This is a genomic window from Dryocola mayonis, assembly GCF_051307045.1.
Classification (GTDB): Bacteria; Pseudomonadota; Gammaproteobacteria; order Enterobacterales; family Enterobacteriaceae; genus Dryocola.
Genome location: NZ_CP150452.1, coordinates 2,667,753 through 2,689,437, shown reverse-complemented (window position 1 = coordinate 2,689,437; position 21,685 = coordinate 2,667,753). Strand labels below are relative to the sequence as shown.

At 58.8% G+C, this 21,685-nt stretch carries 20 protein-coding genes, 1 tRNA gene and 6 pseudogenes; 18 read left to right on the top strand and 9 right to left on the bottom strand.

What is annotated here, in order from left to right:
- The first annotated feature begins 8 nt into the window (after nt 1–8).
- Genes WLO32_RS13070 through WLO32_RS13060 form a run of 3 tightly spaced genes read left to right on the top strand, consistent with a single transcriptional unit; the run spans nt 9 to nt 1,259 of the window.
- On the top strand, nt 9–392 hold the full coding sequence (locus WLO32_RS13070; RefSeq protein WP_435945515.1) for an RNA polymerase sigma factor: 384 nt from the start codon (nt 9–11) through the stop codon (nt 390–392).
- Nucleotides 367–519, top strand: coding sequence for a sigma factor-like helix-turn-helix DNA-binding protein (locus WLO32_RS13065; RefSeq protein ID WP_435948301.1), 153 nt, complete (start codon nt 367–369; stop codon nt 517–519). The genes WLO32_RS13070 and WLO32_RS13065 overlap by 26 nt, the downstream gene beginning before the upstream one ends.
- A complete protein-coding gene (locus tag WLO32_RS13060) occupies nt 516–1,259 on the top strand; it encodes an anti-sigma factor family protein (protein WP_435945514.1) in 744 nt (247 codons plus the stop codon). Before WLO32_RS13065 ends, WLO32_RS13060 begins: the two co-directional genes overlap by 4 nt.
- 103 nt (nt 1,260–1,362) lie before the next feature.
- On the opposite strand, the gene WLO32_RS13055 is transcribed toward WLO32_RS13060, so the two are convergent.
- Entirely contained in the window at nt 1,363–1,965 is a 603-nt protein-coding gene (locus tag WLO32_RS13055) for an SDR family oxidoreductase (protein ID WP_435945513.1), read from the bottom strand.
- Here WLO32_RS13055 and WLO32_RS13050 point away from each other — a divergent pair.
- Together WLO32_RS13050 and WLO32_RS13045 are read left to right on the top strand one after the other, a co-directional pair.
- Nucleotides 1,939–2,145 (top strand): hypothetical protein, encoded by a 207-nt coding sequence (locus WLO32_RS13050; protein ID WP_435948353.1) that lies wholly within the window; start codon nt 1,939–1,941, stop codon nt 2,143–2,145. The two genes, WLO32_RS13055 and WLO32_RS13050, sit on opposite strands and share 27 nt — an antisense overlap.
- A gap of 345 nt (nt 2,146–2,490) precedes the next feature.
- Nucleotides 2,491–3,072, top strand: a complete 582-nt coding sequence (locus WLO32_RS13045) for a TetR/AcrR family transcriptional regulator (protein ID WP_435945512.1) — start codon at nt 2,491–2,493, stop codon at nt 3,070–3,072.
- Between the two features lie 84 nt (nt 3,073–3,156).
- Here the strand turns inward: WLO32_RS13045 and WLO32_RS13040 are convergent.
- A pseudogene (locus WLO32_RS13040) lies at nt 3,157–3,372 on the bottom strand (MFS transporter); the annotation flags it as partial.
- A 146-nt stretch (nt 3,373–3,518) separates the two neighbouring features.
- On the opposite strand from WLO32_RS13040, the gene WLO32_RS13035 reads away from it, so the two are divergent.
- The 3 genes and pseudogenes from WLO32_RS13035 to WLO32_RS13025 all read left to right on the top strand — a co-directional run bounded on the left by WLO32_RS13035 (nt 3,519) and on the right by WLO32_RS13025 (nt 6,445).
- Entirely contained in the window at nt 3,519–3,737 is a 219-nt protein-coding gene (locus WLO32_RS13035; protein WP_435945511.1) for a biotin/lipoyl-containing protein, read from the top strand.
- Between the two features lie 8 nt (nt 3,738–3,745).
- Nucleotides 3,746–5,092, top strand: coding sequence for an acetyl-CoA carboxylase biotin carboxylase subunit (gene accC / locus WLO32_RS13030; protein ID WP_435945510.1), 1,347 nt, complete (start codon nt 3,746–3,748; stop codon nt 5,090–5,092).
- 80 nt (nt 5,093–5,172) lie between these two features.
- Nucleotides 5,173–6,445, top strand: a pseudogene (locus tag WLO32_RS13025) (Glu/Leu/Phe/Val family dehydrogenase).
- A 58-nt stretch (nt 6,446–6,503) separates the two neighbouring features.
- On the opposite strand, the gene WLO32_RS13020 reads toward WLO32_RS13025, so the two are convergent.
- Nucleotides 6,504–7,424 carry a DMT family transporter gene (locus WLO32_RS13020; protein WP_435945509.1) on the bottom strand — a complete coding sequence of 307 codons (921 nt, stop codon included), beginning with the start codon at nt 7,422–7,424 and terminating at the stop codon, nt 6,504–6,506.
- 297 nt (nt 7,425–7,721) lie between these two features.
- Between WLO32_RS13020 and WLO32_RS13015 the strand changes: the two genes are divergently transcribed.
- From WLO32_RS13015 to WLO32_RS13000, 4 genes and pseudogenes are all read left to right on the top strand, one after another.
- The gene (locus tag WLO32_RS13015) at nt 7,722–8,561 is read left to right on the top strand and encodes an ABC transporter substrate-binding protein (RefSeq protein WP_435945508.1); all 840 of its coding nucleotides are present in this window, start codon (nt 7,722–7,724) and stop codon (nt 8,559–8,561) included.
- 2 nt (nt 8,562–8,563) lie between these two features.
- Nucleotides 8,564–9,271, top strand: a complete 708-nt coding sequence (pxpB, locus tag WLO32_RS13010; RefSeq protein WP_435945507.1) for a 5-oxoprolinase subunit PxpB — start codon at nt 8,564–8,566, stop codon at nt 9,269–9,271.
- Nucleotides 9,268–10,254 (top strand): biotin-dependent carboxyltransferase family protein, encoded by a 987-nt coding sequence (locus WLO32_RS13005; RefSeq protein ID WP_435945506.1) that lies wholly within the window; start codon nt 9,268–9,270, stop codon nt 10,252–10,254. Before pxpB ends, WLO32_RS13005 begins: the two co-directional genes overlap by 4 nt.
- Nucleotides 10,255–10,264: 10 nt before the next feature.
- Nucleotides 10,265–11,036, top strand: a pseudogene (locus WLO32_RS13000) (5-oxoprolinase subunit PxpA).
- Between the two features lie 222 nt (nt 11,037–11,258).
- On the opposite strand, the gene WLO32_RS12995 reads toward WLO32_RS13000, so the two are convergent.
- The gene (locus WLO32_RS12995) at nt 11,259–12,461 is read right to left on the bottom strand and encodes a pyridoxal phosphate-dependent aminotransferase (RefSeq protein WP_435945505.1); all 1,203 of its coding nucleotides are present in this window, start codon (nt 12,459–12,461) and stop codon (nt 11,259–11,261) included.
- Nucleotides 12,462–12,795: 334 nt separating this feature from the next.
- Here WLO32_RS12995 and nac point away from each other — a divergent pair, with 334 nt between their 5' ends.
- From nac to WLO32_RS12965, 6 genes and pseudogenes are all read left to right on the top strand, one after another.
- Nucleotides 12,796–13,719: a nitrogen assimilation transcriptional regulator NAC gene (gene nac, locus WLO32_RS12990; protein ID WP_435945504.1), complete on the top strand. Its 924-nt coding sequence runs from the start codon at nt 12,796–12,798 to the stop codon at nt 13,717–13,719.
- Between the two features lie 117 nt (nt 13,720–13,836).
- Complete coding sequence (locus tag WLO32_RS12985; protein WP_435945503.1) at nt 13,837–14,340, top strand: acetyl-CoA carboxylase biotin carboxyl carrier protein; 504 nt, start codon at nt 13,837–13,839, stop codon at nt 14,338–14,340.
- A 63-nt stretch (nt 14,341–14,403) separates the two neighbouring features.
- Entirely contained in the window at nt 14,404–15,156 is a 753-nt protein-coding gene (locus tag WLO32_RS12980; protein ID WP_435945502.1) for an SDR family oxidoreductase, read from the top strand.
- A gap of 23 nt (nt 15,157–15,179) precedes the next feature.
- A complete protein-coding gene (locus WLO32_RS12975) occupies nt 15,180–15,875 on the top strand; it encodes an amino acid ABC transporter permease (RefSeq protein ID WP_435945501.1) in 696 nt (231 codons plus the stop codon).
- Nucleotides 15,876–15,880: 5 nt separating this feature from the next.
- Nucleotides 15,881–16,643, top strand: a pseudogene (locus WLO32_RS12970) (amino acid ABC transporter permease).
- A gap of 9 nt (nt 16,644–16,652) precedes the next feature.
- Entirely contained in the window at nt 16,653–17,390 is a 738-nt protein-coding gene (locus tag WLO32_RS12965) for an amino acid ABC transporter ATP-binding protein (protein WP_435945500.1), read from the top strand.
- Between the two features lie 67 nt (nt 17,391–17,457).
- On the opposite strand, the pseudogene WLO32_RS12960 reads toward WLO32_RS12965, so the two are convergent.
- From WLO32_RS12960 to WLO32_RS12940, 5 genes and pseudogenes are all read right to left on the bottom strand, one after another.
- Nucleotides 17,458–17,541 (bottom strand): annotated as a pseudogene (locus tag WLO32_RS12960) (Arm DNA-binding domain-containing protein); the annotation flags it as partial.
- Nucleotides 17,542–17,701: 160 nt separating this feature from the next.
- Nucleotides 17,702–17,777 (bottom strand) — tRNA-Asn (locus tag WLO32_RS12955).
- 150 nt (nt 17,778–17,927) lie between these two features.
- A pseudogene (locus WLO32_RS12950) lies at nt 17,928–19,389 on the bottom strand (AMP nucleosidase).
- A gap of 182 nt (nt 19,390–19,571) precedes the next feature.
- Nucleotides 19,572–20,954, bottom strand: coding sequence for a hypothetical protein (locus WLO32_RS12945; RefSeq protein ID WP_435945499.1), 1,383 nt, complete (start codon nt 20,952–20,954; stop codon nt 19,572–19,574).
- A 5-nt stretch (nt 20,955–20,959) separates the two neighbouring features.
- Entirely contained in the window at nt 20,960–21,607 is a 648-nt protein-coding gene (locus WLO32_RS12940; protein ID WP_435945498.1) for an O-methyltransferase, read from the bottom strand.
- Between the last annotated feature and the right edge of the window lie 78 nt (nt 21,608–21,685).

Here is a 21,685-nt window from a genome sequence, read left to right as displayed (position 1 = left end):
GGGCCTTTATGTCACAGCTGACCGATGGTGAAATCCGGCAGGTAATGCCACATTTACAGCGATTCGCCCTGTGGCTGACGCGTAATCCGCACAGCGCTGAGGATCTGGTGCAAAGCTGCCTGACGAAAGCGTTAACGCGCAGGCAGCAAAACGAGGACGAGCAGAGCCTGCGAGCCTGGCTGTTTACCATTCTTTATCGTCAGTTTATTGATGGCGAGCGCCGACGAAAGCGCTATATGAAGCTGCTTAACTTTTTTACCGGCGAGGAGGCGTTCGGCCATTCCAGCGAGTCGCTGGCCCATCGCCGACGATACGCTCGCGCAGTTCGCCGCCTTGCCGACCGAATACCGCGCTATATTGTTGCTGGTGAACGTGGAAGGCCTGAGCTATAAGCAGGCCGCGCAGACGCTTGATATCCCGCTCGGCACCGTCATGTCACGTCTGTCCAGGGCGCGCAAACTGTTACATGAGAAGCTGGAAGGTAAGGTGACGCCGTTACCCTTAAGGAGATTGAAATGACTTTGCCACCAGATGAAAACGATCTGCATGCCTGGATGGACGGCGAAGCAGATGAAGCGACCTCAATGCGCGTTGAACGTTACCTGAAAGAAAATCCCCAGGCGGCGGCGCAGGTTGCAGGCTGGCGTGACGATATGCGCCAGCTGCGCCAGGCGATGAACCGGCAGGCGCTGAGTTTTGATACGCCGCAGCCGCAATATCTGCGTCGCCGGGTGCGGCAACAGAAGCGGTGGAGGCTGGCTACCGCCTGTACGCTGGTGCTGGCGCTAAGCCTGGGCAGCTACGCGGGCTGGCAGATGAAAGAGGCGGAGCTGCTAAGCCATCAGCCGATGGAAGACGCGGTGCAGGCCTATAAACTCTTTGATAATGATTTGCTTACGCCGATGGATGTGGTGGCAGATAAGCAGCCGGAGCTGGCGCGCTGGCTGGCGCGTTATTTTATTAACGGCAATTTGCCGCCGAATTTCGAACATTACGGGTTTAGCTTTTCCGGCGCCCGCCTTATAGCAACGGCGCAGGGCCCGGCGGCTCTGATCCTCTATCAGGATCTGCAGGGCACCCGGATCGGCTGGTATATCCGTCCGCTCAGCCCGGTAAAATTGCCCCACGGGCAACGTCAGGCGCAAGAGCTGATGGCGCAATACTGGAGTGATGAGCACTATAACTACGCTTTGGTTACGCCGCTGAATTCTTCTGCGGTAAATGAACTGCGTAAAGCCGTATCGCTGGCGACCGGCTAACACCGCTGCCCATTTTCAACGGCTTAAACCTGCCCGGCGGTATAATTTATTCCGTTAAATTATACCGCCGGGCTTTTACGGATTAGTTATTTTCGAAAAGCGGTCATAGCGGGTTCATCGCGCGAAAAATAGCGTCAAAGGTTCCTTCCTTTTCGGCCCGGCGGCGCCTTTTATCCCCTTCAAGCAGGATTTCACCTTCGGGATGCTGCTGCTGTTCAATTAGCATCATGACCTCTGTTACGTATGCAGATAAGGGCATTGCCCGCGGGTCCGAAGCCTGGCCTGGGCCGGTGAGTTCTGTCTGTACATAGGGAGGCGAAAGCTCAAGGACCTCGACGGGGATCTGGCGCAGCTGATGACGCACTGAAACCAGCCAGGAATGCATGAACGCCTTGCTGGCGCAGTAGGTGGGGAAATCCGCCTTCGGCACAAACGCCAGCGCGGAGCTGGTCGCCATCAAGGTGGCGTTGGCCTGCTTTTTAAGCAAGGGCAGGAAAGCCGCTGCCGTACGTATCATACCCATGATATTGGTATCGACGATAGCCCCGGCGATGCCGGCGTCCCAGCCGTCTGCGGCAATATTTTCCGGCCTTGAAATACCGGCATTGGCAATCAGCACGTTCAGGCCGGGAAAACGTGAGCCGACCTCGCCGACCAGTTCGGCGAGCATAGCGTCATCTTGTATATCGACCCTGAAACCGGCCATCCCTGGATTACCGGCCGTTATTTCATCGAGCAGATGCTGGCGCCGTCCGGTAATAATGACCTAATTGCCGCGCCTGTGAAAAGCCTCGGCAAGCGCACGCCCGATACCGCTGGTTCCGCCCGTAAGCAGAATGGTATTACCGCTAATTTGCATAAATTTTCCCTCTCCGGGTATAGCTGATGGAAAGGCGGCGATATTAACTATCGGACTGGCCGGATTTGATGGCCATGATGAGTACAGCGATCGCGCCTTGTGTCCCTGTTTCTCTGCTGAGACCCTGGGCTGTGGGGCGCGTTGGATGACGGTAACGCCTACGGCATGCTGAGGATGCACAATGATTATGTTGACGAAGCTTTATTGCGTCAAGTGAATGATAAAGGCCGTTAAACAGGGCGGGGCAGCGTACCCTGCCGGGATAACCGGGCCGGCTATTTCCCCTTGACACTGATTCTACCTGCCAGTAGGTTGCTTCAAAACGGCCGCGCCTGCCCGGCCAGTCGCTATCCTTACTATTGGTCCCTTGCTATGACGACTGAGCGCTCCCAGAAAGCAAACGAAATCCTGTCCTGTACCCGGGAGTTACTGACCTCCGGCGGCTATCGCAGCTTCAGCTTTGCCGATATTGCGGACAGGGTAAATATTCGCAAGGCGAGTATCCACCACCATTTCCCCAGCAAGGCCGAACTGGTCAGAACCGTAGTCGCGCAATATCGTGAAGAGGCCCGGACGGGAATGAAGCTGCTTAGCGATAAGTTAAACGACCCGGCAGCCGAGCTTCAGGCGTACCTGGACTACTGGTCAACCTGTATCAAAGACGGCTCCTCGCCGTTTTGTATTTGCGCCATGCTTGCCGCCGAATTGCCTACGCTTCCGCCTGACGTTGCCGCTGAGGTTTCCGGGCATTTTACCGATCTTTCCCACTGGCTGGCTGCCGTACTGCGCAGAGGAGAGGGCAAAAACGTGTTTCAGCTTCGCGGTACTATCTCCGCTGAGGCCGGCCTGCTCATGGCGACGGTGCATGGCGCCATGCTTGCGGCGCGCGCTTTTAACGATGCGGAAATTTTCGGGAAAATTGCGCAGCCTGCGCTTAACAGCATAATTCCTTAACGTGCAGTTTAAAAAAACATTGGTTTTAATAGGTTATTTGACGTGACCTTAGCCTGTTTCGGGTGTGGAAAATTTAGAGCGGCTTAAAGGAAAGACTTTATGGTTTTTATTTGTATTCATAGCGATAAAAATATCCTTTTTCAAATCGATATAAACCAGCGGATCGTAATGTAGTGTTTCCGGCGGCAGGGATTGCAGCGTGCGAACATCGGCGCACAATTCCCGCGTCAGCGTGGTTTTTCTGACGAGCCGCTTCTTTATTTTAGCCAGCTCAGGTGTTAATACCCTGCGTAGCACAATAGCGTCGTTTATTTATACCTTACTATTTTCTTATCCCACCACCTGAAGTTCCTATGAAATATCGCCCGCCGGCTCTGCTATAACTGCAGCACCACTGATTGCGCGATCGGGTATATCACTTCCAATTTCTGCGGAACCCGTTACTTATGGATATTGCCAGCATTGAAAAATTGATCGCCCTGGTCGAAGCCTCCGGCATTGGCGAACTGGAAATTGCCGAAGGCGCCAGCTCCGTTCGCATCATCGTCAAAGCCATGAAAATGATGAACCAGATTGCGGCGGATAGCCGCGGGCTCGTCAAAGCGATTCTGGCCGCCGATGGTCAACCGGTTGAGTTCGACCAGCCGCCGCTCGTGATTGAATAGGGGATCTCATGCTGGATAAAATTGTGATTGCCAATCGCGGCGAAATCGCGCTGCGTATCCTGCGCGCCTGCCGGGAGCTTAACATCCGCTCGGTGGCCGTCCACTCTACCGCCGACCGTGAGTTAAAACACGTGCTGCTGGCCGATGAAAGCGTCTGCATTGGCCCGCCGCCGTCCGCCAAAAGCTATCTCAATATTCCGGCGGTGATTTCGGCCGCTGAGGTGACGGGCGCGGCGGCCATCCATCCAGGTTACGGTTTTCTGGCAGAAAATGCCGACTTTGCCGAACAGGTGGAGCGTTCAGGGTTCGTGTTTATCGGCCCGAAAGCGGAAACCATCCGTCTGATGGGGGACAAGGTCTCGGCCATTCAGGCGATGAAGCAAGCCGGCGTGCCGTGCGTGCCGGGCTCGGATGGCCCGCTGGACGACAACCCGCAGAAGAACCGCCGGCTGGCGGCCGGGATTGGTTACCCGATCATCGTCAAGGCCTCCGGCGGCGGCGGCGGGCGCGGGATGCGGGTAGTCCGTCAGGAGAAAGAGCTGGCGCAGGCCATCGACATGACGCGCGCCGAGGCAAAAGCGGCGTTCAACAACGATATGGTCTACATGGAGAAGTATCTGGAGAATCCGCGCCATATTGAAATCCAGGTTCTGGCCGACGGGCAGGGGCAGGCGATTTATCTTGCCGAACGCGATTGCTCAATGCAGCGTCGCCACCAGAAGGTGGTGGAGGAAGCCCCCGCGCCGGGGATCACCGCGGAGATCCGCCAGGCGATCGGCGAACGCTGCGCGAAAGCCTGCCGGGAAATAGGCTATCGCGGCGCCGGCACCTTCGAGTTTCTCTATGAGCAGGGCGAATTTTACTTTATCGAAATGAATACCCGCATTCAGGTGGAGCATCCGGTGACCGAAATGATCACCGGCGTCGACCTGATTAAAGAGCAGTTGAGGATCGCCGCCGGGCTGCCGCTTTCCATCAGCCAGCAGCAGGTGAGCGTGCGCGGTCACGCGATTGAATGCCGTATAAATGCCGAAGACCCACACACCTTCATGCCCAGCCCGGGCAAAATTACCCGTTTTCATGCGCCGGGCGGCTTCGGCGTACGCTGGGAATCTCATATTTACGCCGGCTACTGCGTCCCGCCGTACTACGACTCAATGATCGGCAAGCTGATCGTCATCGGCGACAGTCGGAATGAGGCCATTGCGCGGATGGAACATGCCCTGAACGAACTGGCGATCGACGGCATCAAAACCAACGTTGAGCTGCAGCGGCGGATCATGGCGGATGACCATTTTCGCGCCGGCGGCAGCAACATCCATTATCTGGAAAAGAAACTGGAGCTCAGTCGCTGAACTTCGCCGCAAAGCCGCCTCCGGGCGGCTTTCTTAATTTATCGCTATGAATATCACTACTGGAAAACCGGAGGTAAGTTGTGTCTGCACTCTCTTATGTGACGGGTGAGAGCCATTGCGCCTGGGCTATCTATCTCGCCCAGGTGGAACGCGTCCTGCCGCTGCCCGGCGATCTCAATCGCTGGGCCGATACCCTGCGTCACCCGGAAAGGGCGCTGATTGTCGATGTTCCGCTGGAAATGGATGACGGGACGATTCGCCATTTTGAAGGCTATCGCGTCCAGCATAATCTCTCCCGCGGACCCGGCAAGGGGGGCGTACGCTATCACCCCGACGTCAGCCTGCAGGAGGTGATGGCGCTGGCGGCGTGGATGACCGTGAAATGCGCGGCGCTCAATCTGCCGTTCGGCGGGGCGAAAGGCGGCGTTCGCGTCGACCCGACGACGCTCTCCGACAGAGAGCTGGAGCGTTTGACCCGCCGCTACACTTGTGAAATCGGCAGGGTGATCGGCCCCCGGCAGGATATTCCGGCGCCGGACGTCGGCACCAACGCCCAGGTCATGGCCTGGATGATGGATAGCTGGTCGCGCAACGCCGGAACCGCCGGGGGCCGGCGTGGTGACGGGGAAACCGGTCCACCTCGGCGGATCGCTGGGGCGGGTGCAGGCCACCGGGCGTGGGGTGTTTATCACCGGCTGCCACATCGCGGAAAAGCTGGGGCTCTCCGTGGCGCAAAGCCGGGTCGCCGTACAGGGTTTTGGCAACGTGGGCAGCGTCAGCGCCGGGCTGTTTCATGCCGCCGGCGCGCGGGTGGTGGCCGTGCAGGATCATCGCGCGACGCTATATCAGCACAACGGGCTCGATATTCCGGCGCTGCAGGCGTGGCAGCAGGTTCACGGCACGATCGCCGGTTTCCCCGGCGCCGATAGCGTGGCGGACGAGGCTTTCTGGCGTCTCGAATACGAGATACTTATTCCGGCAGCGCTGGAGGGGCAGATCGGCGCGGAGCGCGCCGCCGGGCTGCGCTGTCGCCTTATTCTGGAGGGGGCCAACGGTCCGACGCTGCCGGAGGCCGACGATGTGCTGGCTGAGCGGGGAATAGTGCTGGTTCCCGACGTGATTGCCAACGCCGGCGGGGTGACGGTCAGCTATTTCGAGTGGGTGCAGAATTTCTCCAGCCTCTTCTGGAGCGAAGAGGAGATCGATGCGCGGCTGGATACCATTATGCGCCACGCCATCGAAAGCGTCTGGCTGAAAGCGCAGACGCTGGACATTTCCCTGCGCACCGCCGCCTGGGCCCTGGCCTGCGAACGGATCCTGCTGGCGAGCAAAGGCCGCGGTCTGTATTGCTGAGGCGCTGGGGGATGACAAGCCCTGCGCTGCCTGCGCGGGGCCGTTGGTATCGGTAAGCTCAGGAAGAGGCACGTGCGATATGCGCCCGCCGCTGCCGCTGGTCGCACCACAGGGTGAAGATCCCCGCCAGCGCCACGATCCCTGCGCCGACCAACGTTGACGAACCGGGCAGGCTGTTTAAGAACAGATAGCCAATCACCATCGACCAGACCAGCGTGGTGTAGTCAAACGGCGCCAGCAGCGAGGCGTCGGTAAAACGCAGGCTTAGCGTGACCAGAATCTGCGCCATGCCGCCGAAGAAGCCGCAGCCCACCAGCAGCAGAAGCTGACCCGGCGTTGGCCGCGCCCAGCCGAACAGGCTGGTTGCCAGGCCAATCAGGGTGGTCATCAGCGAAAAGTAAAAAACGATGGCGCCGGGTTTTTCAATGCCGTTGAGAAAACGGATCTGGATATTGGAAGTGGCGGTGCAGAGCGCGGCCAGCAGGGCGAACGCGACGCCGAGAGCCGTTCCGGACTGCAGCTGGCCGCCGGCGAACAAAGAGCCGCCGGCGGTTAAGCTGGCGGAGAGCATAAACAGGATGCCGGAAAAACCGATGATAACCCCCAGCCAGCGGGAAAAACGCACCCGCTCTTTTAGCAGTAAGGCCGCCATGATGACGGTGAATAGCGGGGCGGCATAGCTCAGGGCGGTGGCGTCGGCGAGGGAAATCGACACCAGCGCCAGATAGTTGAAGTACATCCCACCGGTCCCGGAAAAGCCGCGAATCAGATGGCCAAAAATATTTTTGGTCTTAATACTGGCCAGCACGTTGCCCTGAATTTTTAACCAGATGAGCAGGGGGAACATGGCGATAAAGGAGCGAAAGAAAATCACTTCGCCGGTGGGAATCGCCCCCTGCAATCCTTTAACACAGGCCAGCATTAACGTCGCGCACAGCGCGGAGAGTATTTTTAGATAAATCCCAAGTCGGGCATTCATGTGGCTACCTTTGGTTAACGATCGCGGAGGGAAGCGGGATGGATGTCGCGCATGGCGTTACAGTAGAGGGCGCGAAGGGCGGGCAGATAAGATAATTTCGTTCTGTCAGGATAATTTTTGCTTATCTCTGCGCGCCGGCGCCGTCATATAAATCACCTATCTCCCGACAGCGTTTCCCTCTTACCCGTCGCGCAAACAATGTCGATATAGTCGCGATAAGTGGTTAGCCATACCGGCGAAGCGGGGAACCTCTTACCGGACGTCGGTATTCTTTTATCCAGACCGAGGGAAACAATAATGAAACTGAAGCGAAATGCGGGTTTAGCGCTGGCGCTGACGCTGGTATCGGTGTCCGGCGCCGTGCGCGCCGATATGCTGGCGGATATTCATGCGCGCGGTGAGCTGAAGTGCGCGGTCTATTCCGATGTGCCGCCGTTTTCTGCCCCGGATCCAAAAACCCGCCAGTTGGTCGGCATGGACGTTGAACTCTGTCATGCGCTGGCGAAACAGATGGGGGTCAAGGCGCAGCTGGTTCCCACCTCCGTGGAAGCGCGTATCGCCGTCATCGCCACCGGGCGAGCCGACGTGCTGATCGCCAACCTTGCCTATACCAAAACGCGCGGCCGCCAGATTCAGTTCAGCGATCCTTACTACGTCGCGAAAGAGATGCTGCTGGTAAAAGAGGCGAACGCCGATAAAACCCCCGCCGATTTTAAAGGTAAGCGCATCAGCGCCACCAAGGGCACCACCTCTGAACAATCCATCGTGCTGAAGGGCGGCAAGCCGGTCACCTTCCAGGACGCCGCTTCGGCCTTCCTTGCCCTTGAGCAGAATAAAGCGGTGGGCTTCGTCACCAACACCATGACCGGTATCAAGATGATCGGCCAGGCGAAAAAGGACGGCATCAACCTGGCGATGATTAAGGAGCCGATGGCGCTTGAACCTATCGGCGTGGGGATGAAGCAGGGCGAACCGCAGCTGCTGGCCAGCGTCAATGAAAGCCTGAAGGCGATGGATGACGACGGGACGATCGACAAGATTTGGGATAGCTGGATTGGACCGAACACCGAATACAAAATGGTTCGCGAAGAACGGGTGCAGCCGCTCTCCAGCCTCACGTTCGAACCGCTGGAATAAGTATGACGCCGACATCGAAAACCTTGTTACCCGAGCGCCGCGTTGAGCTTCGCGCCGGCGCCCCGGCGCGGATCTCCATGATGGGTAGCCGGGCCTGGCTTATCGAAGCGCCCGGCGCCTTCGACCTTCCGGCGCAGCGGCGTATCTGGTCTTTAGCGCAGAGTCTGCAGCGGTGGCCGGAGGTGGAGAGCTTAATCCCCGGCGTCACGAATTTACTGGTGCTGCTACGCGATACGCCGGAGGAGCCGACGTTGGTGGAGCGCCGGCTGCACGAATGCTGGCTGGCGGCGCAGGCGCTCAACGTCAAAGGGCGGCAGATTGATATCCCGGTGTGCTACGGCGGGGAACACGCCACCGACCTGGAGGCGGTATGTCGTCATACCGGGTTTTCCGCCCGGGAGGTCGTTCGTCGGCATTCGCAGGGGGTCTACACCGTGGTCGCGCTCGGCAGCGCGCCGGGGTTCGGCTATTTGCACGGCCTGGATCCGCGGCTGGCGACGCCGCGTAAAAAGGTGCCTTCGCTGAATATGCTTAAGGGGACGGTCACCATCGGCGGGCCGCAGGCGGGCGTCTCGGTGCTGACCGGGCCGAACGGCTGGAACGCTATCGGCTACGCGGAAATTGAGGTATTCAACCCCCATGCCGCCACTCCTGCGCTTATGGCGCCAGGCGATATTATCCGTTTTCTGCCTGAGAGAGTCGAACTGTGATTGAGATTGAACAAAGCGCATCGCTAAATACGATCCAGGACTTAGGCCGCCCGGCGTGGCGCCACCTTGGCGTCTCGGTGAGCGGCGTGATGGATCCGCTGGCGCTACGCGCCGGCAACACGCTGCTGGGAAACGAGGAAAACGCGGCGGCCATCGAAGTGCAGATATTTCCTTTCCGCGTGCGTTTCCTGGCGGACACCTGGATCGCGCTTACCGGAGCTGATTGCCGGGCAAGGCTTGACGGCGCAGAACTACCGGCCTGGTGGGGCTGCGCGGTGCGTAAAGGCCAGGTACTGGAGCTACGCTTTCCCCGGTGCGGCGCGCGTGGCTATTTATGCGTGGCCGGGGGCATTGATGTCCCGCAGGTGCTGGGTTCGCGCAGCACCGCCCTGCGCGGCGGCTTTGGCGGACTCGAGGGCCGGCCGCTGCAGCGCGGCGACGTGCTGTCGTGCGGCCCGTGGCAGGGCGCGCCGCTTCCGGCCTCGGGGATCGGCATTGAGCCGCCGGAAGTGGCCCTGAGCGCCTTTTTTCCGCGCAACGCGCAGGGCGACGTGCAGATCCGCGCCATCCCCGCCGGCGAATATCCGCTGTTTGCCGCCGATGCGCCGCGCTTCTGGAGCCAGGCGTGGAAAATTTCGCTGCACAGCAACCGTACCGGCTATCGCCTGGCGGGGGAACCGATCCTGCCCGCCGAAACGGTTGAAATGCGCTCCTACGGCCTGATCCCGGGTATCGTGCAGGTTCCGCCGGCCGGCGAACCGATTATCCAGCTGAGCGATGCCAACACCGCGGGAGGTTATCCCAAAATCGCCTGCGTGATTGAAGAGGACCTCTGGCGTCTGGGCCAGCTGCAGGCGGGTCAGTCAATTCAACTGGTACAGGGCGATACGCGTACTGCGATCGCGGTGCGGCAGGCGATTGAACGCTGGCTGCTGCGTCTGCGCGTCAGCGTAGCGCCGCTGACCGGGGTTATCGGTTTATAAGGAACTTCGTATGAAAATTGATGTGAACTCCGATATGGGAGAAGGTTTTGGCGTCTATCAGTTATGTGATGATTCGGCGCTGATGAATATTGTCTCCTCCGCTAACATCGCCTGTGGTTTTCACGCGGGAGATCCGGCGATTATGAGCCGGATGGTGCGCCTGGCGAAAGCGCGCGGCGTGGGCATCGGGGCCCATCCAGGCCTGCCGGACCGCCAGGGGTTCGGGCGCAAAGAGATGTTGTTCTCCGCAGATGAGATCTGCCAGCAGGTGATTTATCAGCTTGGCGCGCTCTCCGCCATTGCCCGCGCCGAGGGCACCCGCGTCGCCCACCTGAGCTTTCACGCGGCGATGGGCAATATGATTAACCGTGACGACGCCCTGGCGCTGCAGGTGATGCAGGCCGTTGCCCGGATCGATTCGCAACTGATTATCTTCTGCCAGTCGGACACCATCATTGAACGAGCGGCGCAGGCCGCAGGGTTGCCGACGCTGACGCTGTTTCTCGCTGACCGGGCCCTATGACGATCGCGGGCAGCTGGTTCCGCGCGGCATTGCCGGTTCGCTGATCAAAGAGGAGACGGCGGTGCGCGCCAGAGTGCGTCAGTTTCTGCAGCAGGGCACGGTGACCACCTTTAGCGGCAATACGCTGCCGGTACGCGCGCGTTCGATCCTGGTTCATAGCGATACCCCGGGCTCGCTGGCGCTGGCGACGCTGGTTCGCAGTGAGATTGAAGCCTGCGGCGCGACGGTTGCGCCGGCGGCGGCGGTGCTGGCGCAGTAAAGCATTTCATGGGTTACGAGGGGCGTAAGCCGCGCCCCTGACCACCGTCTGCTCTTCCGGTACACGTCTGACGATGACCTTCATTCTGCCAAACCTCATTTTCCATACCGTCATGCATGAATCCATCCCGCAGCCCCGCAGGCGGAATAAAAAAATGCCTGCCGGTCAGACGCCAGGCAGGCATTTCACTTTGCTCAACGCGCAGAATCCGCGCGCTGAAGCTTAACGGCAACCCGCGCAGAAGGCGGCGAGACGATCGCAGCCGGTTTGCAGGCGTTCCATACTGGTGGCGTAAGAAAGACGGAAATAGGGACTCATGCCGTAGGCCGCCCCCTGTACCGTTACCACGTGCTGCTCTTCGATAAGCGCCATCACAAAATCGGCGTCGCTGGCGATAAAATGCCCGCCGGCGCTGGTTTTACCGATAAATTCCGCGATGTTCACGAACAGATAGAAGGCCCCCTGCGGCTTATGACAGCGCAGGCCGGGAATACCGGCAAGGCGCTCAAGCACGTAATCACGGCGCTGGCGATAGATTTCCGCGCGTTCCGCCAGCAGATCCTGCGGGCCGTCAAGCGCGGCGACGGAGCCCGCCTGCGCCAGGGTTGCCACGCCGCCGCTGTTTTGCGTATTGACGTTGCTCATCGCCTTAATCAGCGCCAGTGGGCCGCCGCAAAAACCCAGCCGCCAGCCGGTCATTGAATAGGCTTTCGAAACACCGTTCACCGTCAATACGCGATCGTACAGCCCGGGCTCCACCTGCGCCAGCGTCCAGAATTTCACGCCGTCGTACAGGAGATGCTCGTAAATATCGTCGGTCATGATCCAGATCTGTGGATGACGCAGCAGCATCTCGCCCAGCGCCCGGAGCTCGGCATGCGTGGCGACGGAGCCGGTCGGATTGCTGGGATAGTTCAGCAGCAGCCATTTGGTTTTCGGCGTGATCGCCGCTTCGACGTCCTGCGCCAGCGGTTTAAAGCCGTACTCTTCGTGACAGGGCACCGGCACCGGCGTTCCGCCGGCGAATTTCACGATGTCGGCGTAGCTGATCCACGACGGCACGGGGATGATCACTTCGTCGCCGGGGTTAATGGTCGCCATCATGGCGTTGAAAATAATCTGTCGGGCGCCGCCGGCGGTCAGGATCTGGCTGATGTCGTAGCGCAGTTCATTATCGCGCAGGAACTTGCGCTGAATGGCGGCGCGCAGCGCGGGGGTGCCATCCGTCGGCGGGTAGCGGGTATCCCCGGCGCACGCCGCGGCATAGGCGGCATCGATCACGTGGGGCGGCGTGGGAAAGTCCGGTTCGCCGGTGGAGAGACCGACGACGTCGATTCCCTGCGCGGCGAGATCGCGCGCTTTTTGCGTCATGGCGACGGAGGCGGAGACGGTAACATTTTTGAGACGATCGGCGATATCAGGCATGGGGCTGCGGTTCCTGGTTATAAGTTCAGCAAACCCGCACGCGGCGCAGAACGATCCCCCGCGTGCGGCGAGAGGGGGTCAATACACGTCAACCAGCATAGAGGGGGGCAAAGGCGGCCAGCTAATAGCGCTTTGTTGTGGGGACATAACGCAATGCGATGACTGGAGGGCAGGGCCGCATATATGCGCCGGTGCACTCCGACGGTGCAAATGCGGGAGCGTTGCAGAGCGGGTTGCCCGAAATTGCGCTGAGATTTGTGGCCTGCGGGGCTTTCAGGTACTGGCATCGATCTTGCTTGTCATCAGAGATACGTCTTGATGTGGGACTGCAGCTATGAATCTTCGCCGCCTGAAATATTTCATCAAAATTGTCGACGTCGGGAGCCTGACGCAGGCCGCCGACATTCTGCATATTGCCCAGCCGGCGCTCAGCCAGCAGCTGGCGACGCTGGAAGGCGAGGTCGATCAGCAGCTATTGATACGCACCAAACGCGGGGTTACGCCGACCGATGCCGGAAAAATTCTCTATACCCATGCCCAGGCGATTTTACGCCAGTGCGCGCAGGCACAGAGCGCCATCGACGGCGCGGGCCTGGCCCTGAGCGGCCAGGTTTCCGTCGGCCTGGCGCCGGGCACCGCCGCCCAGCAGCTGGCGATCCCGCTGCTGACCGAAGTGCAGCGCCAGCATCCTGGGATCGTGCTCTATTTCAATGAAAACTTTGGCATGACCCTCAGCGAATTAATCATGAGCGGGCGGATGGATATGGCGGTGATTTACGGCGACCGGGATATTCACGGCTTGCGTTTTCTACCGCTGATGAAAGAGGCGCTCTTTTTCGTCTGTCCGCACGCGTTAGGGGAACCCCGGCGCGAAATCGCCCTGGCGGAGGTCGCCCGCTACGATCTGTTCCTGCCGCGCATTTATAACATTATGCGTAAAGCCGCGGACGACGCCTTTACCCTGGCCGGACTGAGCTACCGGGTGAAATGCGAGATTGAATCGCAGTCCACGCTTAACGCCGCGCTGGCGGCGGAACTCGGCGGCACCATTATGCCGGAGTCCGCGGCGCGCACCATGCTCCAGCCCGCCAATGCCTGGATGGCGAGAATTGTCGAACCCAATGTGCTCACCTCGCTCTCTTTTTGTATGTCCGACCATCTGCCGCTTTCGCAGCCCGCGGAGGTGGTGAAGGGCATTTTGCTCTCCCTGATGGCGCAGCGGACCGAGGACAACCGGCCGCTAACCCTCGTGGGATAATAAGTCTCCCTTATTGCCTCAAAGCGAAACCCTCTTATCAGCCCGCCCGGTATCCGCGCTAGAGTCACGACTCTGGCGCGCGGCGCTGCCGTGATCTGACCCTTGCGCGATGGAATCATGATGGAAAAAAAACTGATAGCTTTTGAGGACGTGCGCCAGCTGGCGCAGAAGATGCATAACGCCGGATTACGGGAGATTGAGTGGCGCGGCGCGGACTGGTCGGTTCGCCTGCGCTATCCCGGCGGTAAAACGATAGCCGAACCCCCACCCCCGCCTCCACCTCTGCCGCCGACGGTGGCCGAAACCAGCCTGCTGCCGGTGTGTTCCCCCATGCCGGGACGCCTGCTGCTAAGCCACCCCAGCCACGGCGAGGCGTTCGTCAGCGAGGGGCTGCGCGTTGAGCCGGACGATATCCTCGCGCTGGTGCAGGTTGGGCCGCTCTATTTACCGGTGCGCAGTCCGGTGGGCCGGGACGCTCAAAAGCCTTGTCGCGACGGCGGGGAGCGTGCTGGAGTACGACAGCACGATCGCGCTGTTGCTGCCTGTGGACGCCGCCTGCGCGAAGTTATAAGGGCCCCTTATCGGGCCAAACTATTTATGTCTTATCCCCGTTGGGCATAACTGCATACAGTCAGAAAAACAACGTCAAAGGCAGATCGGTCTGCCGCAACAGGAGAGACACATATGCCATTTTCAGATTATAAGGTGGCCCTGGTAACCGGCGCTTCCGCCGGGATGGGTGAAGCGATTGTCGAACGCCTTTGTCAGGAAGGGATTGTGGTCCACGCGGTAGCGCGTCGTCATGAACAGCTGGCCGCCCTGGCGGACAGAACCGGCTGCATTCCCCACGCCGTCGACGTCGGCGATCTGTCGGCGCTGAACGCGCTGTGCTGCGATCTGCAGGTCGATATTCTGGTGAACAACGCCGGCGTTTCCCATCCGGGATCGATTCTCGATGCCGAGGCCGACTGGATCAACATCCAGCTGGACGTCAATCTGCGTGCCGTGCTGCACCTGTGTCGTCTGCTGGTACCGGGAATGGTGGCGCGCGACTGCGGCCACGTCATTAATATTACCTCCATCGCCGCGATTTATAACTTCAACGGCAACTCCATCTATCACGCCACCAAAGCGGGGGTGCACGCTCTGTCGCGCCAGCTGCGCGTCGATTGCTACGGCAAGCGGGTGCGAATTACCGAAATTTGCCCGGGTCGGGTGGCGACGGAGATTTTCGGTAATGTTTCCGGCGATCACGAAGAGGCGCGCCGTCGCTTTATCGATGGTTTCGAGCTGCCGGAAGCAAAAGACATCGCCGACTGCGTGGCCTTTGCGCTCGCCGCGCCGGTGGCGGTCAACATCGGCAATATTGAGATCACCCCGACGCTGCAGGTACCCGGTGGGCTATCCACGATGCGTCCCGGCGACCGCGAGTCCTGAATGGCGGCAAACGAGGAGGATATATGGCACTCGACTTCAGTAACGTGATGACTGGCCACTACGGCCAGACGATCATTGATGGCAGCGTCGTCACTCTGGAGCTGGCGTTGGGTGCATGGCTGCTGGCCATGTTTATTGCGCTGGTGCTGGTGATGATCCGCCTGAGCAACAAGCGCTTCGCGCAGCTGCTGGTGGCGGCGTACGTGTCCTACCACCGCAACGTACCGACGCTTATTCAGCTGATGATGTGGTATTTCGCGATTCCGACGCTGCTGCCCGAGTCGCTGCAGATGTGGGTTAACGAGATGAATGCGGAGTTTCTGTTCTCGCTGATCGCGCTGGGGCTGTGCCAGGCAGCCTACTTCTCTGAAGATATCCGCAGCGGCCTGCGCGCCATCCCCGATGGGCAGAATGAAGCGGCGAGGGCGCTGGGAATGGGGTATTTGCGCGCCATGCGGTTGGTGATTCTACCGCAAGGGATCCGTAACGCGCTGCCGTCGGTGATTAACCACACCGTGCTGCTGTTTAAAAATACCAGCCTTGCCATGGTCATTGGCGTCGCCGAGCTGACTTACGTTACGCGCGATATTGAAAACCAGACCTTCCGCACCTTCGAAGCTTATACGGTAGCGACGGTAGGCTATCTGGCCTTCTCTTTGCTGCTGATGGGAATGGGAGCGCTGTTGGCCCGTCGCTTTCAGCGCGCGTATGCGAGGTAATCTGTATGTCTGATTTTTTCACCATTCTGCATGATAACGGCCTGCTGTTGCTGATGGGGCAGTATCCTGACGGTCCGCTGGGCGGCGTGCTGTGTACCTTACTGGTATCGCTGCTGGCGGTGCTGTTCGCTTTTCCGGTCGGCGTGTTGTTGTGCCTCGCCCGTATCTCGCCGTGGCGCTGGCTGAGTTGGCCGGTAACCTGCTGGATCTATCTGCTGCGCGGTATTCCGCTGATGATGGTAGTGTTCTGGACCTATTTCTGCGTGCCGCTGCTGATTGGCCACAACATCAGCGGCTTTAGCACCATGCTGTGTACGCTGATCGTCTACGAGAGCACCTATATCGCTGAAATAGTGCGCGGCGGGATCCAGGCGCTGCCATCGGGTCAATATGAAGCTTCCCGCGCAATGGGGATGGGACATCTCCGGGCGCTGCGCCTGGTGATTCTGCCGCAGGCGTTGTACAACACGCTGCCGAGTCTGGTAAGCCAGCTGGTGTCGATTATCAAAGATAGCACCCTCGGCTACGTAATTAACGTGCCGGAACTGACCTATGCGGCCCAACCAGGTCAGTAACCAACTGCTGACGAAACCGTTCCAGGTCTTTGCCATCGTGGCGCTGAGCTATTACATCATTAACTTTAGCCTGACATGGCTGGCCAATCGCCTGGAGCTGCGTATCGCCAGCAGGAGGCAAGGCGCGCAGTCCGCTACGGGAAAGCCGATCACGCCGCTGGTCCTCGACCCGTCGCCATCACAAACTCAATAAGGAGCAACCATGCGACCGATGATTCTGTTCAATCAGGTGAATAAATGGTACGGGGAATATCAGGCCCTGACCGACGTAAGCGCCGAAATCAAAAGCGGTGAAGTGGTGGTGGTGTGCGGCCCTTCCGGATCCGGGAAATCGACGCTAATCCGGACGGTCAACCGTCTTGAACCCATCGAACAGGGACAGATCCTGTTTGACGGCGTCGATATTCATGGCTCAAGCACCCGGCTGAACCAGCTGCGAACGCGAATCGGCTTCGTCTTCCAGAGTTTTAACCTGTTTCCGCACGTTTCGGTGTTGGAGAATATTATGATGTCGCCGGTGAAAGTGCTCGGCGTGAAGCGCTCTGAAGCCCGAAGCCATGCCGGAGAGCTGCTGGAGCGGGTGGGGCTGTCGCACAAGGCCGACGTTTACCCGGCGCAGCTTTCCGGCGGCCAGCAGCAGCGGGTGGCTATCGCCCGGGCGCTGGCGATGAAGCCGCCGGTCATGTTGTTTGATGAACCGACTTCCGCACTCGATCCGGAGATGGTCGGCGAGGTGCTGAGCGTGATGCGCGGGCTGGCGCAGGAAGGAATGACCATGATGTGCGTCACCCATGAAATGAATTTTGCCCGCGACGTCGCCGATACGATCTGGTTTATGGATCAGGGGCAAATACTGGAAAAGGCCGAACCGGATAAATTCTTCACCGCGCCGCAGCATCCACGCGCGAGGCGTTTTCTCAATGATTTGCTGGTACACTAGAATGTTGGGCTGTTACCGCGGACTGTACCTGATTCAACGGGGGCGGTTCTTGTCCATCGAGACACCCGTGACGGAAGCCGCCGGGTTCGGAAACTTTAAAGGGTTTATCAGAAGGCTTAAGGCTGTGGAGTTTCGTATCGGTAAGGGGCATAGGGGGGCACTCGAGTATCGAACCAACCTGACCCCGGCTTTGACGACCCATTTTTCCCGATGCGGAGGGTAAAATCAAAATGCATCGGGAAGATTTTTCACGCTAACTTATTGAATCAAAACCATACAGGGATTCGCAAAGCGGCATAAAAACAGAAATTTGGCTCCTCTGACTGGACTCGAACCAGTGACATACGGATTAACAGTCCGCCGTTCTACCGACTGAACTACAGAGGAATCGTGTGAACGGGGCGCATAGTAACGAGGCGCACCTGGGTTGTCAAAGGCTGTTTTGGCTAATTGCGTTTGATTGCGGATTTTTGCAGCAAATCCTTAAAAAGGGCCGTTTTTTTACGGCCCTTTGCGCGTTAGCCAGCCATGCCGACGTTAACGGAAAGGCGGTTCATTAAAGGTCCGCAGCTTGCGCGAATGCAGCTTCTCGCCTTCGGCCCCGCAGCAAATCAATGGCGCAGATGCCGATTTGCAGGTGCTCGGAAATCGCCCCTTCATAGAAGCGGTTGGCCTGTCCCGGCAGCTTGATCTCGCCGTGCAGAGGCTTATCCGAAACGCACAACAGCGTGCCGTACGGCACGCGGAAGCGGTAACCCTGAGCGGCAATGGTCGCGCTTTCCATATCGATAGCGACCGCGCGGCTCAGGTTAAAGCGCAGCGCCGAAGCGGAATAGCGCAGCTCCCAGTTTCTGTCGTCCGTGGTGACCACCGTGCCGGTACGCAGACGCTGCTTCACCTCTTCGCCCGGCATGCCGCTCACCAGCTTGGTGGCGTCGTAAAGGGCGCGCTGCACTTCGGCGATGCTTGGAATAGGAATATCCGGCGGCAGTACGGCATCCAGCACGTGATCGTCGCGCAGGTAGGCATGCGCCAGCACATAATCGCCGATGGACTGGCTTTCGCGCAGCCCGCCGCAGTGGCCGATCATCAGCCAGGCGTCCGGGCGCAGCACGGCCAGGTGGTCGCAGATGGTTTTGGCGTTCGACGGCCCGACGCCGATGTTAATCAGCGTAATACCGCAGCCCTGGGCATCGATTAAGTGCCAGGCCGGCATCTGGTGTTTCTTCCATGCCAGATCGGAAATCGCCTCTTCCGGCGCCTCCGTATCGGCGGTCAGCCAGGCTCCGCCGGCGCAGGAAAGCGCCACGTAGGGGCTTTCCGGATCGAGGATTTGCTGACATCCCCAGCGCACGAACTCATCCACATAGCGGGTGTAGTTGGTAAACAGGACGAACGACTGGAAGTGCTCCACCGGGGTGCCGGTATAGTGCCGCAGGCGCGCCAGCGAGAAGTCCACCCGGCGCGCGTCAAAATGGGAGAGCGGATAAAACTCCGTGGGATGGAACAGGCCGTCCGCCGTTTCGTCGCCGATTTGCGCCAGTTCGGTGGTGGGGAAGTGGCGGGCCAGATCCGCGCTCATTGAGCGATCCAGCGACAGGCTGGAACCGTCGATAACGTACGGATAGGGGATTTCATGCTGCGATGGGCCAACCTCAATGCGGGCGCCGTAATCTTCATACAGCAGGGAAAGCTGTTCGGTGAGATAAGCGCGGAAGAGCGAAGGGCGGGTGATGGTTGTGGTGTAGCTGCCGGCGTGGGTAAAGCGGGCGTAGGCCCTGGTTTTCTTCGGCGTCCTTGCGCCGCCGTCCCAGCTGACGCGCAGTTCGGGGTACACGAACAGCCCTGACGACCGGGCAAGGGTGTCGGGTAACGAGCCATCCCGCGCGTAGCTGGCGATGGCGTCACGCAGCGCGTTCACTGCATCATCAAAAAGGGATTCGAGCTTATCAAGCGCCTGCTCGGGCGTTAGCCCCTGGCGGGTAGCGTCATTGTTCATTATTTCTCCTTCTGCCGGGCATGCCGGTGGCGATGCGGGTAAAGCTAGTATGTCATGGACGAGGGAGAACGGAAGGGCATCTCTGATTCTGTATGACAGAATTACATGAGATACCCGGTAATGAAGATGTGGGTTCCCGGTATGCCATAAGCGGCTGCGTCGGGAAACCTGTCAGAATCCCGTTACGCCCGCTTTTCTCCGGTTTCTGCATGTAATTTTTCTAACTGCTTAATGAGGGTCGCGGCAACGAGTTCAGCGGCGCCACGGGCAAACGGCGAACTTCTGGCCTCATAGGTGAACCGGTCATAACTTTGTTCATCCGGCATATATTTAGCTGCGCCATCCACCATGGTTGAGACAAAAGTATGACGAAATGGCGACAGTTCACGGATTCGGGCAGCGGTGATGGCTGAGAGTTCAGCCTGTAATCCTATCCAGATGATATTTCCCAGCTGCATCACCGTTACCGGAACTTCGCTGTTCCCCGCAGGTTGATAACGGAAAGTTTTCACCGGCCCTTGCGGAGCGTTTTGGGGGGAGAAGGTTAATGCCGGAACGGTTATCCGCTGGCGCCTGATAGTCAACACGGCAGGCGTTGAAGTCCTGATTGTCTTCAGAATCTGAGCAACCGCCTCTCCGAGGCCTGTAGCAAGCAGATTCAACATCTCAAACGCGTGCGCAGAACTGCTGATGCGGGAGACTGTCCCTGTGTCATCCACCACCGTTTGTACTGCCTGAAAGAGCGGGGCCTGATCGCCTGCCGCACCCACCAGAAATAAAGCCACCATATCGACAGCATCGACAGCAGCATGTTCCTCGATGTAACGCGCCGCGGCCCCCGCCAGATCTGCGGAAATCTGTTTGCCTCCGTTTGACTCCTGAAAATCCTCGGTGACAGAAGACTGCACGGCGTAGTTAAACAATGCCGCCAGCGGTTGGCCATGCTGATTATCGATCCTGATAACCCCCACAAAGGGATCGGCAAAACCATCTTCATTCATACCCAGCCACCAGCCATTTTCGCCGGGCTGGTCGCGATTGATATTTACCCGACAGGATCCTGAACCAAAGCCGATCCGGGCAGGCTGTAACCGCACTGTCGCCTGGGTAACTGCGGTTAAAAGAGCCGTTTCAAAGCGGTTAAGCATTTGCTGGTTCTGACGTTTGTCGGTGCCTGGCGGTGTATGCCCGTCCGGGAATATATGGGGGGCGCAGAAGGTATGGCTGGCGCAAAGCAGAATATTTTCCAGTGGGGCGTGGGTTTTTTCATGGATGAGCCTCTTCATGCCGTTAATTATTTCTTCGGACAAAGAGGTGAGATCAACCACCACGATACAAAATCTGGTCCGGGCGAATTCCAGCAAAAGTACGCGCACCCCCAGAGGGTCATGCTGACCGGAAAAACCATCAACCGGCCAATTCAGCCCCGCAAAAGTTACCCATGCTTTTCCTGCTCCTGCCCTGAATGAAGCCCCGGATTTTTCCAGACCACAGGCAGTCCGGGTAAAGCATGCCGCTGCCGCTGCCCCAAGAGCAGACAATATAAAAGCGCGTCGTGACTGCATATTAGTTACCTGATTTTCACTGCCAGTTCCGTTCCTCGCTTAACAGGAAGCGTCACTGAAATAAATCCGTTCATCGGATCACGGATCCATGTAAGAAAATCGGGTTCTGCATTGTCATTCAGTATATATCCGCCGATACGTAGCTGAGGAGCCACAATTTCAACGATCTGACGCGCAAGGGTCGGTCCTTCAGCCAGCGGCCAGCCGTCAATCAGCGCAAAATCGACAGGCCCGCCGGCGTCCTTCAGCGTCTCCCGCGCATCACCGATGCGGATGTCGACATAGTCCGACAGCCCGGCATCCGTCAGATTATGACGGGCGGTTTGCGCCTTGGCGGCAACCAGCTCGGCGCCAATAACCTGTCCACCGCCGTTGTCCCGCATGGCGGCGGCAAAATAAACGGCTGACATGCCGACTGATGTGGCAAAATCAATAACGCGTGTGGCGTTCATCGCCCGGCAGAGCAGGTAAATCAGATCCCCTTGTTCCGGATGAATAGAGAAACCATAATCGGCAAATTTTTCAGGATCGTGGGCGTCAGGCCCGCTAAACGCTTCCGCAGAGGGACGTTTACGCTCCGCATTCATGCGTTCCAGCACCTGTAATATTTGCGGATCGCGAATGGGAGAGGGCGCTGTGTTTTTATGGCTCATGGTTATCCTTACGGCTAATCGGCAGTGGGATTAATGCCATACTGCGACTGGCGTGGCTGTCGGTGGACGTTGATAATC

Bases quoted from the DNA above. Each gene is read 5' to 3' on its own strand.
- WLO32_RS13070 (WP_435945515.1), top strand. From the start codon at position 9: ATGTCACAGCTGACCGATGGTGAAATCCGGCAGGTAATGCCACATTTA.
- WLO32_RS13060 (WP_435945514.1), top strand. From the start codon at position 516: ATGACTTTGCCACCAGATGAAAACGATCTGCATGCCTGGATGGACGGC.
- WLO32_RS13055 (WP_435945513.1), bottom strand. From the start codon at position 1,965: ATGGCCGGTTTCAGGGTCGATATACAAGATGACGCTATGCTCGCCGAA.
- WLO32_RS13045 (WP_435945512.1), top strand. From the start codon at position 2,491: ATGACGACTGAGCGCTCCCAGAAAGCAAACGAAATCCTGTCCTGTACC.
- WLO32_RS13035 (WP_435945511.1), top strand. From the start codon at position 3,519: ATGGATATTGCCAGCATTGAAAAATTGATCGCCCTGGTCGAAGCCTCC.
- accC (WP_435945510.1), top strand. From the start codon at position 3,746: ATGCTGGATAAAATTGTGATTGCCAATCGCGGCGAAATCGCGCTGCGT.
- WLO32_RS13020 (WP_435945509.1), bottom strand. From the start codon at position 7,424: ATGAATGCCCGACTTGGGATTTATCTAAAAATACTCTCCGCGCTGTGC.
- WLO32_RS13015 (WP_435945508.1), top strand. From the start codon at position 7,722: ATGAAACTGAAGCGAAATGCGGGTTTAGCGCTGGCGCTGACGCTGGTA.
- pxpB (WP_435945507.1), top strand. From the start codon at position 8,564: ATGACGCCGACATCGAAAACCTTGTTACCCGAGCGCCGCGTTGAGCTT.
- WLO32_RS12995 (WP_435945505.1), bottom strand. From the start codon at position 12,461: ATGCCTGATATCGCCGATCGTCTCAAAAATGTTACCGTCTCCGCCTCC.
- nac (WP_435945504.1), top strand. From the start codon at position 12,796: ATGAATCTTCGCCGCCTGAAATATTTCATCAAAATTGTCGACGTCGGG.
- WLO32_RS12985 (WP_435945503.1), top strand. From the start codon at position 13,837: ATGATGGAAAAAAAACTGATAGCTTTTGAGGACGTGCGCCAGCTGGCG.
- WLO32_RS12980 (WP_435945502.1), top strand. From the start codon at position 14,404: ATGCCATTTTCAGATTATAAGGTGGCCCTGGTAACCGGCGCTTCCGCC.
- WLO32_RS12975 (WP_435945501.1), top strand. From the start codon at position 15,180: ATGGCACTCGACTTCAGTAACGTGATGACTGGCCACTACGGCCAGACG.
- WLO32_RS12965 (WP_435945500.1), top strand. From the start codon at position 16,653: ATGCGACCGATGATTCTGTTCAATCAGGTGAATAAATGGTACGGGGAA.
- WLO32_RS12945 (WP_435945499.1), bottom strand. From the start codon at position 20,954: ATGCAGTCACGACGCGCTTTTATATTGTCTGCTCTTGGGGCAGCGGCA.
- WLO32_RS12940 (WP_435945498.1), bottom strand. From the start codon at position 21,607: ATGAGCCATAAAAACACAGCGCCCTCTCCCATTCGCGATCCGCAAATA.